Below are 14,328 nucleotides of genomic sequence, written 5' to 3' on the forward strand. Positions count from 1 at the left end.
GCCTTACAGACCGATTTCAGCTTTGGGGCGGATATCTTCATTGTCCGCGGTCCGGGCGATCGCGATGAGCACCTCGATGACCTCCAGCGTCAGCGAGCGCAACGAAAGGTGCGACAAAGGCATGGGTGGACAGGTCCATCCAGAGAGCATCCTCGGCCGCTGCCGGGTTTTCGGCCAGGGCCTGGCGCATGCGCCCGAGCGCTTCCACCGCCTCGACGAATTCCCCGCGCTCCTCGTTATCGTCGCGCTTCATGTCGACCCAGAAGAAACCTTCTGAGAACAAGAAAAGAGCGCCGGCGAGGTGGACGGCCGGCGAAAGACCTTCGATATCGCGGATCCGACGGTAGAAGCGCTTATCCAGACGTATCTCGTCAGTTCCATCCCACTGAGCGCGGACAAGGTCATCGGCGACCTGAAGCAACAATTGACGGTAGAGGTTCCTTATTTCTTGGTCAGGCAAGCGGTTCTCCAGCGCCGCCCTGTCGGGAATGAAAAAACGATTGGTCAACGACCAGACCAAGCTCATAGCCCCATCATCGAAGGCTCGGGTGGCCAACGACTGCAATGCGACGAGTGGCAGGAAGGGGCGCCGCACCTGTTTGTTGGCCTCGCGAAAGGCTTTGAGGCGCTGGAACTCGTCCCTCGAAAAGAGCGGTGAAAGATCCTGATCCACCAGCATGTCGTCGATCCGGTCATAGCCGCAGGCCAGGGCGAGATAGACGGCCTTCAGAGCCGGCTGATGGTCGCCCGCAGCGACATAGGCGCAGGCTGCATGATGGAAGACATAGGGGTTCCACCAGGCATCTGCCGCGACACGCTCATAAAGCTCCACGATGTCGTCGCCGCGGCCGAGGGTCCAGCAAGCGTAGAAATACTTCACCATCAGCCACCAGAAGCGATCGTCAAAAGGCCGTTCGGCGAGAAACGCTTCCGTGTTTCTGGCAAACCAGCCGGCCCCGAACTCGGCGATCAATTGAAGTTGAGCCGGATCGGGATCGTCCTTGGGACAGATCGCCTCGAATTCGTGCAGCTCTCTTGGGAGAGGCGGCAGCAGCGTCTTTTCATCAGCCTCCTTCAACGCATCCCACAGCGCTTCCGGGTCATCCGTCCGCTGCCACTCCGGTTCTTTGAACGCGCTGATCACGTCATGAATGATGAGGGCGCCATCCCGGTCGACAAGCCATCCAAGGCTATGCTCGCGCATCCCTCTTTGCCGGACGCGTTCGAGCCGGACCACCTCGACGCTGCCTGGATCGACGGGTAGGGGCTTCCCGCCGAGATAGACCGCCCGTTCGCCGATCAGCAAAGCGTCGCGCGTATAGTAGAGCCGGGTGTCGACATGCCCTTCCTTGCCGACATCGTCCAGCACGGTTCCCTCGATCGTGTACCAGCGGCGCTTGTCGCGCGCGTAGCCGCCACCGACATATTCGAAGCTTTCAGGATCCGCGCCCGAAATCACCTCGCCCGTGGGCGTGTAGACCTGTCGATCATCGCGATAGAGGCATCGCTCCATTTCGGGCTCGGTCGGGATGGCCCGGAACGAAGCGGGATCGGTCTCGATCAGGCGACGGCCGACCACGGCATGGCGCGCATCCTTGGCACCCCACGACGTCTGTTCGGCCGTAAAGGCATCGAACCCCGGCAGCGGCCATAGCCTGCCGGTGTCGTAATGCGTCGTGAAGTGTCCGTTGTAATGGAAACCTTCAAACAGGCGCACCGGCCTCAAAAGCGTCGCCTGAGGCAGGCGCTCCCTGGCGATCTCACGACGCCGCGTCTCGATCAGCGTGCGAACTCTCCTGCGAATGCGCGCGCCGAGAACGGTACTTCGCCCAATCGCCTCTTGATAGGGCTGCTCGTAGGGCTTGGAGCCGAACATGTATTTGTTCAGCAGGGCGTCGAAGCGCTTTTTCTCGTCCTCGTCGAGCCCGTCGTCATCCCGACGCGCACCGCCCTTCTTTGTGAGCGTGAAGGCCGCATCGATCGGATCCGTCAGGAAGTTCATCGCTCCTGCCGAGATTAGCAGCCGGCCGCTTGCGCCTTCTGGCATGAAGTCCGCGATCTTCAAGAAGGCGTCGAAGTAAGGCCGTGCCATGATCTCTTCGCCCGTGTCGCCCCAATTGTAGATGAAGGCGAGGAAAGCCGCCGCCTCACTCTTCAGATAGCGCAGGATGAGCCAGTCTTCGCTCCGATCGACGATGATGCTGGCTGCAGGCTCGGCAAAGACTGGGGCTATGGTTTTCAGGAAGCGGTCGAAAGCATCCTTTTCGAGCGGGACATGAGCGGCGAGCAACGACGGTTCGGTCATGGGCGACAGCTTCCGATATACCCCTGAGTGAGCGCCTGGTTGTAACTTGCCCACCCATCCTTGCTGGTAATCCTACTAGCGTGACGTCGACTGCGCCGAGCGCTCCCAATAATCCCGGATCGCCTTTTCCAATTGATGCTTCACGTAATTCACGTGAAGGCGTGCGCCCCATAGGCTGAGATCCTCTGGATAGGCTGAAATGCTGGCAAAGCCGACGATACGATCCTTGTTCACGGTCACGAGGGCGCTCGCCGCGCTTGCGCGTGGGAAATCCTTGATCGTCACCTTAAACGTGTAATAGCCGGTGAAATCGGTGAGATCACCGAAATCGGCGTAGCGGCCGCCCGCAAGAGGCTTCAGGCCGGGCTCGCGGCCGGGCAGCATATTGGTAAGCAGGACCTCCACGAGAACCGATGCGAGCCGTCCTCCGTCCTCGACCCCGTGCGGCACCCTCCCCTCAGCAAGACGAAACGAAAATGGCATGACCCCGGTATTTTCCAGCGGATCGGCATCATCGACGAGGAAACGGATATCGCCTTTACCGTCCAGGGCGGACGCGGAGAGATTGAGGTCGCGCCAATGCGCCGGAAAAACGATCTCCAGCGTCTCGATCTCACCAGCCTCTGCGGGGGCATCGAGGCGCACCGTCTTGGCATCTTGAAGGGCGGGATCTTCAGCCGCCGGCTCCACAAATGAAATGGAGCCGACAAAGGTGGCGATCTCCGTCTCAAAACCCGACCAGTCGTCTTCCTCCGCCTCTGCGCGAACAATCAGAAGCGCCTTTCCTCGCCGAAAGACGGAGATGCGCATTCTTAAGCCCGGTTCTGTCGCTTCGCTCGTTCCGAGCGCCTCGCCGAAGACAGCGCTATGCGAAACCGCATCACCGTTGGAAGGAGCCCAGACCGCGGCTAGCAACCGGGCGTAATCGATACCAAGCCCAACCCTTTTCAGGTCAATCTCTGCCGCATAGACGTGGATCTCAGCCCGCCTCTCATCAGAATGCCGGCCAGCCAGCACCTCGCGGAAGACGGGGAAGATTTCTGCGGCCTTGAAGTCGTCTCGTCCCACATTGAGACGCTCCCATTCGAAGCCCTCGGGAGATGCCGATCGGAAGGTAAGCGCGGGAAAGCCATCTGGCTCGAAGGTGAGCTCATCCACTGGGCGTTCAAGCAAAGAAAAGCCCGGCTTTTCCCGAGCAGCGCTGGAAGAAGCTCCCACCAAGGCAAACGCCAAGGCGACAAGAAAGAGCCCGACAAAGCGGCGAAGCGGACAGAGGGATTTGCTCCATCCTGCCACTTTTTTCTCCACCTTCCGCACCTGATGGCGGCCCTCTTTCAACAGGAAAGCCACAACCAATCCACAGCTCTTATACAATCTGCCCACAACCCGCATGCGAACTCTTACGCGAGCATGAGCTTGTCGTCGTCGAGCTGCTTTCCGATCGCGCGTCCGAACAGGCTCGAGAGATCCTGAACGGTGAGTTTCGCCCGCTCCTCTTCGGTGAAGTCGAGGACGATGCGGCCGGAATCCATCATGATGGTGCGGTGGCCGACGGCCAGCGCATCGCGCATCGAATGCGTCACCATCAACGTCGTGAGCTTGCGCGTCTCGGCGATCTCTGTGGAAAGCGCCAGGACTTTCGCGGCAGCCCCCGGATCGAGCGCGGCCGTATGCTCGTCGAGAACGAGGATCTTCATCGGCAGAAGCGTTGCCATCAACAGGCTGATCGCCTGGCGTTGCCCGCCCGACAGAGTGCCGACCGGCTGCGTCATGCGGTCTTCCAGCCCGATCTCGAGCTTCGCCACCTGGTCGGCGAGCCATTTGCGGTTCTGCCGCGTGCCGAGTGCGCCCTTGAGGCCCCGGCTTTTGCCGCGCGCCGCCGCGAGCGCAAGGTTTTCTTCGATCGACAGGGACGAGCAGGTGCCGAGCCGCGGCTCCTGAAAGACCCGGCCGACATGCATCGCCCGACGGTGCGGAGACCAGGCCGTCACGTCCTCGCCATCGAGATGCACGCTGCCGCGTTCGGGCTTCACCGTGCCGACGACGACCGACAGAAGCGTCGATTTCCCTGCGCCGTTCGAGCCGATGACGGTGACGAACTCGCCATCCGCGATCTTGAGGTTGATGTCGCTGAGCGCCCTCACCTCCGTCGGCGTGCCGGCGTTGAAGGTGACGTGGATGTTATTCAACGACAGCATCAGCCGGCCCTCTTGGCGGCGGCCGCACGGCGCGGCGTCATGCCGGCCCTGCGTCGGTTTCTTTGCGCGCGCCCCTTGGACAGGACGACGGCGATCGCAACGACGATCGCCGTCACGAGATTGAGGTCCTGCGGCTGAATGCCGATGAAGCCGGCACTGAGCGACAGGGCGATAAAGAGACGATAGACGAGCGCGCCGACGATGCAGCCGAGCGTGGCGACGAAGACCATGCGCCGGCCGAGGATCGCCTCGCCGATGATGAGGGCGGCAAGGCCGGTCACGATCGTGCCGATACCCATGGAGACATCCGCCACACCCTGAAGCTGCGCGAACAAGGCGCCGGCGAGCGCGACGAGGCCGTTGCTGATCGCCATGCCGACGAGCGCCATGCGCCCGACCGCAATGCCCTGCGCCTCCGCCATGGCCGGGTTCTCACCGGACGCGCGCAGGGCGAGCCCCAGCTCGGTCTTCAAGAACCAGTCGACGAGGAACTTCGCCGCAAAGGCCACGATCGCAATCAGGACCGTGTTCGTCCAAAGCCCGAAATCGAACCAGGATTGCGCCACGTCGAACACCGTATCGACGTTGTAGAGGGGCACGTTCGGCCCGCCCATGATCCTGAGATTGATGGAGAAAAGCGCCACCATCGTCAGAATGCCGGACAGTAGGTTCATGATGCCGAAGCGCACGTTGAGAAGCGCTGTGACGAGCCCTGCCCCCCAGCCTGCGACGATCGCAAGCCCGGTTGCAAGAAACGGATCGACACCGGAGGCGAGAGCGGCGGCCGCAACCGCCGCTCCGAGCGGAAAACTGCCGTCGACCGTCAAATCGGGAAAGTCGAGCACGCGGAACGAGAGAAACACCCCGAGCGCGACGAGCGAAAACAGAAGTCCCGATTCAAGGGCGCCAGCGAAGGCGAAAAGGCTCATAATTAGCGAACGACCTTCTTCGCCTTGGCCAAAACGTCGTCCGGAATGGTGACGCCCATTTTCTCGGCCGAGGTGGCGTTGAGATAAAGATCCTGGCTGTCGGAAACGGCCACCGGGATATCGGCCGGTGATTTGCCGTCGAGGATATCGGCCGCCATTTCGCCGGACAGGACGCCCATCTTGTAATAGTCGAAGCCGAGGGCTGCGATGGCGCCGCGATTGACGGAATCGACGTCGGAGGCAAACACCGGCAGACCGGCGCGTTCGCCGACCGTGACGACACCTTCAAGCACCGAGACGACGGTGTTGTCGACGGGAAGAAGCACGGCGTCCGCCCGTCCGACGAGGCTGCGTGCCGCATCGGCGACGAGCGTCGACTGCGCTGCAGGCGCCTCGACCAGCGTCATGCCGAAAGGCTCGACCGCGGTCTTCAGATCTTCCACCTGTTTGGCCGCATTGGCCTCGCCGGGATTGTAGATGACACCGAGTTTCGTGGCGTCGGGCATCAGCTCTTTGATGAGCTCGAGCATCGGCTCGTAGGGCTGCTGGTCGCTCGTGCCGGTGACGAGACCGCCCGGCTTCTCGCGGCTTTCCACAAGGCCAGCACCGACCGGGTCGGTGACGGCGGCGAAGATCACCGGGGTGTTCTTGAGCGCGTGTTTGACGGCCTGTGCGGAAGGCGTGGAAATGCCGACGGCGAGATCGGGTTCAAGCCCGGCGAATTCGGAGGCGATCTGGGCCTGCGTCGCCATATTGCCCTGAGCCGAGCGCGAAACGATTTTGAGGTTTTCACCTTCCTTGTAGCCGCGTTCCGCGAGGCCTTCGATCATCCCATTGCGGACGGCGTCGAGCGCCGGATGCTCGACGATATAGGTGATGGCGACGGTCTTCGTGTCCTGCGCCTTGGATTCCTCGAAGGTCGCGGCGCTGGCAATGCCGAGTGCGAGCGCGGCCAAAGCGAAAGCTTTGAGGGTCTGCATATGAACGCCTTTCGAGATTGAGAGAACGGAAATCTGCCTCATGGCCCCGTGGCAGATCCGATGCCGGCAGATAAGCCGCCGCCCCCCAAGGCGGGCACATCGAACGTCCTGCCAAAGAGTTCGATTTTCAAGATTTTACGCAATAGCACGGCAGAAGCTGCGATCAACGCCTTCCGCGACCAAAGCCTGCGGTTGTTCGTCCGATCGTGGATTATGCGGACGCGTCTGTCATTGAGGCGGCCGCAGCATATCGGGCCGGCGGGCACAGAAAAGGCTTGGTCACCCGTATTGCTGTGACCTGCGCCCATCAGAGAGTTCTCGGCGCATCAATGAGGCTTGGCAGCTCGCAAAAAAATCAAAGATACACGTCGTCGGACAGATAGCCGTTGCCGCCGATGACGGCCTTGATGTCGGCAAGGCTCCGGTCATCGGGACGCAGATCGACGGCGAGTGGCCACTCCGCGTTCTCCGCTGCCTGGCGGTAAACGTTGCCATCACGGAAGGGACGCGGCAAAGCCACGACCTTGTCGGCAAGAAGCGCGCCACCCACCATCCAGATGTGCTGCCCGTCATCGGGCGCCCGGTAAAAGAGCGCATCGCGACCGATGATCACGAGCTTTCCGGCCGTGCCGTAGCCATCCGGGCGCACGCTTTTAAAAGACCTCTCGGAATAATACGCCGCATCCCAGCGCGGATGCGGCTCATATTGTCCGGAGGATTGAGGCGTCTCTCGAACGACAGCGCATTTCGTCATCCGCATGAAGCCGAGAAGAAAGCGATCGAGATCCTCTTCGGTTGCAACGCCCTCCGGCCCGCTTCCGTAATCTTCGGCACGCTCGGCCCGACACACGACGCTGTGCTTGCAGGCACCCTTCCAGTAATCGACTGAGACGACCTGCGCCTTCTGCAGGGGCGTAAACTTCCCCGTGAGCCGCACGATCACGAACTGACCGGATTCCACGGCGTATTGGCAATTGACGGGATAGGCCTTGCCGCCCTCTGAAAAGCGCACCTGCGCGACCCGGTATTCTGGCAATTGGCGCCCCCCCAAACTCTCTCGGCCAAACGGCCTCGTTCGCGCATCGCTGCAGAGGTCGTTTAGCCGTGAGGTCGTGAAGGGTTTGTTTCGCCGCGACAGATCGCGGGCCGGCACCGCGACAGAAAAGCTCAGCGAATCTTGGCGAGCAGCTCTTCCGTCGGCCAGGCATCGGCCGGCAGGCCGAGACGCAGCTGTTCAGAGCGCACGGCGTCACGCGTCATCGCGCCCAGAATGCCGTCGACCTTGCCGACCTGATAACCCTTGTCGAGAAGCGCCTGCTGCAACTGCTTCATCTGCGCCGATGACAGACCGGAGGAGGCATTGCCCATATCGGCACGCGGAGCTCCATCCAGGCGCGTGGCGAGATAGGCCGCCGTCGTGGCGTAGACGAGCGACTGATTCCATTCCAGGAAGACATGGAAGTTCGGATAGGCGAGGAAGGCCGGCCCGTTGCGTCCCATCGGCAGGACGAGAGAGGCGGGCAAAGAACCGCCCGGCAGATTGCCGGAGCGCGCCTTCACGCCCCAGGATTCCCACTTGCTCACCGGGATTTTGTTGTAGAGCCCGGCCTCCGCCCAGGGCAGATCGGCCGGAATCACGACCTCTTGCAGCCATGGCTCGTTCGCACGCCAGCCGAGGCGGTTCAGGAAATTGCCCGCGGTCGCGAGCACGTCGGGAACGCTCTTCTTCAGGTTCACATGTCCGTCGCCGTCGAAGTCGACGCCGGAAGCGAGATAATCGGAAGGAAGGATCTGTGTCTGGCCGAGCTCACCCGCCCAGGCACCCTTCATCTCCGAGCGTGCGAGATCGCCGCGATCGAGGAGCTTCAAGGCGGCGATGAGCTGCGGCCTGAAAAGCTCCGGCCGCCGGCAATCATGCGCGAGGGTCGCAAGCGCGTTGAGCGTATCGAAATCGCCCTGATTGGCGCCGAAATCCGTCTCCAGCGCCCAGAACGCCGAGATCACCGGCCCCGGAACGCCATATTTCTGCTCGATGCGCGAGAAGGTCGAGGCATATTTGTTGAGAAGCGAGCGGCCGTTCTTCAGCCGGTAATCGTTGACCATACGGCCCGCGAACTCGGCAAACGTCTGTGTGAACACGCCCTGCGCGCGATCGCGCGAAATGACCCGCCGATCGAATTGCACACCGGAAAGGGCGGAGAGGCCCCGATCGGAGACGCCGGCTGCGGCCGCCTCCTGCTTCACTCCGTTGAGCCAGGTCGAAAAATCGCCGCCGCATTGCTGAGCGGCAGCCGGCGTCGCAAGGACGAGACCGAAAACGGCCGCCGTCCATACACATTTCGCGCGCATGAGATCTCCTAATGATTCCCGCGCCCCGCATTCTGGCGCGGCCCTCAAACGATTCAAGAAGTGGGCCTTTTCAAGAAGCGGAGCGCGGATCGGTCAAAACTTTCGCTCAGGCCGATTCCGTCTCGGCGGAGAGGGTCGGATAGTCCGTATATCCGTGCTCGTCGCCGCCATAGAACGTCGCCTGGTCCGGCTCTGCGAGCGGGGCATTCCGCTTGAGCCGCTCCACGAGGTCGGGATTGGAGATGAACGGCCGTCCGAAGGCCACGAGGTCGGCCTTCCCCTCTTCGACGGCTGAGATCGCGAGTTCGCGCGTATAGCCGTTGTTGCCGATGTAGAGGCCGGCAAAATCCCGCTTCAACGTGGTGACGTCGAACTGACCGTCCGGCTGGCGGGCACCGCGCGTCTCGCCTTCGATGACGTGCAGATAGACGAGCCGTCTTTCGGAGAGTTCACGCACATAGGCGCGGAAGAGCATCTCCGGATCGGAATCGGCGATGTCGTTCGCGGGACTGACCGGCGAAATCCGGATGCCGACCCGCTCCGGACCCCACACATCGACGACGGCATCAACCACCTGCAGCGGAAAACGCATGCGGTTGTCGAGCGAACCGCCATAGGTGTCATGGCGCCTGTTGGTCTTGTCGCGCAAGAACTGGTCGAGCAGATAGCCGTTGGCGGAATGGATCTCCACGCCGTCGAAACCGGCACGCTGAGCATTCGCGGCCGCCTTGCGGTAATCCTCGACGATGCCCGGCAGCTCGTCGGCGCTGAGCGCCCGCGGCTCCACGGCGTCCTTGAAACCCTCCTCGGTGAACGCTTTCACGTTCGGCTTCACCGGAGACGGTGCGACCGGCAGCTGACCGTTCGGCTGCAGATCGGGATGCGAGATGCGCCCGACATGCCACAATTGCAGGACGATCTTGCCGCCCGCGTCGTGCACGGCGTCGGTGACCGCACGCCAGCGCTCCACCTGCAGGTCGGAATGGATGCCAGGCGTCCAGGCATAACCTTTGCCCTGCTGCGTGATCTGCGTCGCTTCCGCGATGATCAGGCCGGCCGAGGCACGCTGGCGGTAATATTCCACATGCCAGTCCCTCGGGGCATCGTTCTCGTCGGCGCGGCTGCGCGTCAACGGCGCCATGACGATGCGATTGGCAAGCGGTACGGGGCCGAGATCGATCGGCTGAAAGAGCTTCGACAATGTCTCAGACATAAACTTCCCTTCTCAAAACGGCGGGCGGGTGTCGTTGCGCATCTAACTAGGTGCGGTGCAAAATCTCGCCAGTCATGACGGCCGCGCAAAATCGCCTACTCGCCAGGCCGGCATCAACAAAGGCCGCAAGGTTTGGGTTCGGTCAAGTTGCCGTGTAGTGGCGCAGCCGGCGTTGCGGCACATGCAACTCCCGCTAAACTCATTCAGATGAAGGCTTGATGGGAGAGAGGGCCATGCCGCCGCCTTCGCCACTCCGCCGGCTGCGGATGAGGGGACGCGCCTCCCCTGCCATCACCCGCCCAGTCGCCCGCTCGATTGCCCACACAATCAGTGCCGCCATCATTGCCCTTGCAGCTTCGATCGGCCCCTTTGGCACAGCGGCAAACGCCGCGCCCTTGCCCGTTCAGGAGCGGACGGAAGGTCAGACGCCGAGCCGCTGCCTCGCGATCGCAGAAGCCGCCCCACCCACGCTTCATGCAGCCTATCGCCGCCTCGACGCGCCCGCACGGCACCTCGTCCAGGGCAAGCCCTTCGCCTTAAGACCGCCCGAGCAGGGCGAGGTGACGATCCGCTTCGTCGGCCACGCCACCTTCCTCATCGAAAGCCCAGAGGGCGTGACGATCGCCACCGATTACGACGGCTGGGCCGGCGGCGTGACACCGGACGTCGTCACCATGAACCACGCCCATTCCTCGCATTACACCGACCAGCCCGATCCGGCGATCGCCCATGTCCTGCGCGGCTGGAACCCGCAAGGCGGCGAAGCCCACCACAACCTCACCGTCGGCGATGTCCTCATCCGCAACGTGCCGACCGACATTCGCAGTTTTGGGGGACGCGAGACGGCCGGCAATTCCATCTTCATCTTCGAGATTGCGGGCCTTTGCATCGGCCATCTCGGCCACCTCCACCATGTGCTGGCGCCCGAAGATCTCGGCGTCATCGGCCAGCTCGACGTCGTCATGGTGGCGGTCGACGGCTCCTACACGATGAGCCAGGACGCGGTCGTGGAAACGCTGAAAGTGCTGAAGGCGCGTCTCATCCTGCCCATGCATTATTTCGGCATGGGCACGCTGCAGCGCTTCCTCTCCCGCCTCGGCGAGGATTTTGCCGTCGAGATCAACCCGAGCGCAGAAACCACGGTCTCGGTCGCCACCCTTCCGCTCGACCCGAAAGTGCTGGTTCTGCCGGGACACTGAGACCGCCACCGTCAAAACCGTCTCGGCCCTTGCCTCTCCCCTCCTCCGGCGCGACCACTTGCCGAGGGGCGCAGCAGCTGCAATTGCTGGCAAACGGACAAGATGGCGCAAAAATCGGAAAAACTCAGTCTCGTCGAGGTGACCGCTCTCGGCATCGGCGGCATGATCGGTGGCGGCATCTTCGCCGTTCTCGGCCTGGCGATGGCGACGGCCGGCCACGCGGTTGCGCTAACCCTCGCAGGTGGCGGCGCGATCGCACTTCTGACGGGCCTCTCCTACGCCCGTCTCGGCCTCACCTTTCGCGATGACGGCGGCAGTTTCACCTATATCGAGAAGGCGTTCGCCGCGCCTGCGATCGCCGGCGTCGCGGGCTGGCTGCTGGTGGCTGGCTATGTCGGCACGCTCGCCCTTTATGCGAGCGCCTTCGGCGAATATGGCGCAAGCCTTCTGCCCAAGACCATCGATCCCGCCTGGGCGCCGGGTGCCTTGGGCGCCTTCGTCCTCGGGCTCTTCCTCGCCATCAATCTCGTCGGCGCGAAAATCTCCGGCGGCGTCGAGCTCGGCGTCGTCGCGATCAAGCTCGCCATTCTGGCGCTGTTTGCCGCCGTCGCCATGGGCGGCATCAAGGCCGACCATTTCGTGCCGGTCTTCAATCTCGGCATCACCGCGCCGATTGCCGCGATCGCGCTCATTTTCGTCGCCTACGAAGGCTTCGAACTCATTCCGAACGCCGTCGATGAAATGGCAAACCCGGAGCGAAACCTGCCGCGGGCGATCGTGATCGCGATCCTCGTCACCGCCGCGATCTATGTCGTCGTCGCGATCGCGGCTCTCGGCAATCTGACGCCCCAGGAGATCCAGAAGGATCAGGAATACGTGCTCGCCGTCGCCGCCCGCCCGACACTCGGCGCGGCGGGCTTCACGCTGATCGGCATCGCCGCCCTCCTTTCCACCGCCTCGGCCATCAACGCCACACTCTTCGGTGCGGCGCGCCTCGCCATGGTGATGGCACGCGAACATGCCCTGCCGAAAATCTTCTCCATGCGCGAGCGCACCCGCCCGGTGCCCTTCGTTTCCCTGATCGTCCTGACGGTGCTTGCGATCGCCTTCACGCTCGCCGCACCGCTGCAGGTCATCTCCACCTTTGCGAGTGCCACCTTCCTGGTGATCTTCACGGCGGTGAACCTCGCCGCGTTCCGCCTCGCACGGCGGATCAAGATGTCCCCGCTCCTGCCGCTCACAGGCAGCGTGCTCGCCGCGGCGAGCTTCGCCGTCCTGATGTGGCACACCTGGCAGGAGGACAAGGTGAGCCTCGCCTGGCTCGCGGCGGCTTACGGGAGCGCGATCCTCGTGGAAGCGGCCCTCATCTGGCGCCGCGGCCCACGCCGACACACGGGCTTGCCGGTCGAGACAAAAGCCTGACCGAAAGCCTCAAAAAGCAAGGGGCGCCGAAGCGCCCCAAACCAAGACCGTATCTGAACCTCACCGCGTCAGCGGCTTGTATTTGATCCGCCGCGGGTTTTCGACGGCGTCGGTGCCGAGGCGCCGCTTCTTGTCCTCTTCGTAAGCCTCGAAGTTGCCTTCGAACCATTCGACATGGCTGTCGCCTTCGAAGGAGAGGATGTGCGTCGCGAGCCGGTCGAGGAACATGCGATCGTGGCTGATGACGACGGCGCAGCCGGCGAAATCTTCGAGCGCCTCTTCAAGCGCCGCGAGCGTCTCCGTATCGAGATCGTTGGTCGGTTCGTCGAGCAGCAGAATGTTGGCGCCCGATTTCAGCATCTTCGCGAGATGCACACGGTTGCGCTCACCGCCGGAGAGCTTGCCGACCGGCTTCTGCTGATCGCCGCCCTTGAAGTTGAAGGCGCCGACATAAGCGCGCGAATTCATCTCGCGCTTGCCGAGCTGGATCACCTCCGCCCCGCCGGAAATCTCCTGCCAGACGGTCGAATTCGGGTCCATGTCGTCCCGGCTCTGATCGACATAGCCGAGGATGGCCGTATCGCCGAGACGGATCTCGCCCGCATCCGGCGTCTCCTGCCCCGTCAGCATGCGGAAAAGCGTCGTCTTACCGGCGCCGTTCGGGCCGATGACGCCGACGATGCCACCCGGCGGCAGCTTGAAGGAAAGGTCTTCCATCAAAAGCTGATCGCCGAAGCCCTTCGTCAGCCCCTCCGCCTCGATGGCGACGTCGCCAAGCCGCGGGCCCGGCGGAATAACGATCTGCGCATCGCGGCTTGCCATGCGTTCCTGATTCGCTTTCAGAAGCTCGTCATAGGCCTTGATGCGGGCCTTGGACTTCGCCTGCCGCGCCTGCGGCGAGCGGCCCATCCATTCGCGCTCGCGGGCGATCACCTTCTGGCGTGCCTCGTCCTCGCGCTGCTCCTGCTGCATGCGCTTCGACTTGGAATCGAGATAGGCGGTGTAATTGCCCTCGTACGGAATGCCGCGGCCGCGATCGAGCTCGAGAATCCAGCCCGTGACATTGTCGAGGAAGTAGCGGTCGTGGGTGACGATCAGGACGGCGCCCGGATACTGCTCCAGATGCTTTTCGAGCCACGCCACCGTCTCCGCGTCGAGATGGTTCGTCGGCTCGTCGAGGAGGAGAAGGTCTGGCTCTTCCAGAAGCAGCTTGCACAGCGCCACACGGCGGCGTTCACCGCCGGACAGAACGTTGACGTCCGCGTCGCCCGGCGGGCAGCGCAGCGCCTCCATGGCCATGTCGACCTTTGAATCGAGATCCCAGAGATTGGCGCTATCGATCTGATCTTGCAGCTTTGCCGCCTCTTCCGCCGTCTCGTCGGAATAGTTCATCATGAGCTCGTTGTAGCGGTCGAGAATCGCCTGCTTGGCGGCGACCCCTTCCATCACGTTGCCCTTGACGTCTTTGGCCGGGTTGAGCTGCGGCTCCTGCGGCAGGTAGCCGACGCGTGCGCCGTCGGCCGCCCAGGCTTCGCCGGTGAACTCCTTGTCGAGCCCGGCCATGATGCGCAGGAGGCTCGATTTACCCGAGCCATTCGGGCCGAGGACACCAATCTTGGCATCCGGGTAGAAGGACAGATGGATGTTGTCCAAAACCTTCTTGCCGCCGGAATAGGCCTTGGACAGGCCGGACATATGATAAATGAACTGGCGCGCCATGGTCGCCGATCTCC

The 14,328-nt window shown here is 62.8% G+C and carries 11 protein-coding genes; 2 read left to right on the forward strand and 9 right to left on the reverse strand.

What is annotated here, in order from left to right:
- Positions 1-37: 37 nt before the first annotated feature.
- From L0F51_RS06835 to L0F51_RS06870, 8 genes are all read right to left on the reverse strand, one after another.
- Complete coding sequence (locus tag L0F51_RS06835; RefSeq protein ID WP_234628481.1) at positions 38-2,305, reverse strand: DKNYY domain-containing protein; 2,268 nt, start codon at positions 2,303-2,305, stop codon at positions 38-40.
- A 75-nt stretch (positions 2,306-2,380) separates the two neighbouring features.
- Entirely contained in the window at positions 2,381-3,463 is a 1,083-nt protein-coding gene (locus L0F51_RS06840) for a hypothetical protein (protein WP_234628482.1), read from the reverse strand.
- 242 nt (positions 3,464-3,705) lie between these two features.
- Positions 3,706-4,503 (reverse strand): ABC transporter ATP-binding protein, encoded by a 798-nt coding sequence (locus tag L0F51_RS06845; protein WP_234628483.1) that lies wholly within the window; start codon positions 4,501-4,503, stop codon positions 3,706-3,708.
- Entirely contained in the window at positions 4,503-5,432 is a 930-nt protein-coding gene (locus tag L0F51_RS06850) for an ABC transporter permease (RefSeq protein WP_234628484.1), read from the reverse strand. The genes L0F51_RS06845 and L0F51_RS06850 overlap by 1 nt, the downstream gene beginning before the upstream one ends.
- A 2-nt stretch (positions 5,433-5,434) precedes the next feature.
- On the reverse strand, positions 5,435-6,388 hold the full coding sequence (locus L0F51_RS06855; protein ID WP_370642375.1) for an ABC transporter substrate-binding protein: 954 nt from the start codon (positions 6,386-6,388) through the stop codon (positions 5,435-5,437).
- Between the two features lie 379 nt (positions 6,389-6,767).
- Positions 6,768-7,448, reverse strand: coding sequence for a hypothetical protein (locus L0F51_RS06860; RefSeq protein ID WP_234628486.1), 681 nt, complete (start codon positions 7,446-7,448; stop codon positions 6,768-6,770).
- A gap of 131 nt (positions 7,449-7,579) precedes the next feature.
- Entirely contained in the window at positions 7,580-8,761 is a 1,182-nt protein-coding gene (locus L0F51_RS06865) for a lytic murein transglycosylase (RefSeq protein WP_234628487.1), read from the reverse strand.
- 106 nt (positions 8,762-8,867) lie between these two features.
- Positions 8,868-9,974, reverse strand: coding sequence for an alkene reductase (locus L0F51_RS06870; RefSeq protein WP_234628488.1), 1,107 nt, complete (start codon positions 9,972-9,974; stop codon positions 8,868-8,870).
- A gap of 233 nt (positions 9,975-10,207) precedes the next feature.
- On the opposite strand from L0F51_RS06870, the gene L0F51_RS06875 reads away from it, so the two are divergent.
- Positions 10,208-11,173, forward strand: a complete 966-nt coding sequence (locus tag L0F51_RS06875) for an MBL fold metallo-hydrolase (RefSeq protein ID WP_234628489.1) — start codon at positions 10,208-10,210, stop codon at positions 11,171-11,173.
- A 102-nt stretch (positions 11,174-11,275) separates the two neighbouring features.
- Positions 11,276-12,595: an APC family permease gene (locus tag L0F51_RS06880; RefSeq protein ID WP_234628490.1), complete on the forward strand. Its 1,320-nt coding sequence runs from the start codon at positions 11,276-11,278 to the stop codon at positions 12,593-12,595.
- A gap of 60 nt (positions 12,596-12,655) precedes the next feature.
- On the opposite strand, the gene ettA is transcribed toward L0F51_RS06880, so the two are convergent.
- A complete protein-coding gene (ettA, locus tag L0F51_RS06885; RefSeq protein WP_234628491.1) occupies positions 12,656-14,314 on the reverse strand; it encodes an energy-dependent translational throttle protein EttA in 1,659 nt (552 codons plus the stop codon).
- Positions 14,315-14,328: the final 14 nt, after the last annotated feature.

Source organism: Afifella sp. H1R (assembly GCF_021462425.1).
In the GTDB taxonomy this organism is placed as follows: domain Bacteria; phylum Pseudomonadota; class Alphaproteobacteria; order Rhizobiales; family Afifellaceae; genus Afifella; species Afifella aestuarii.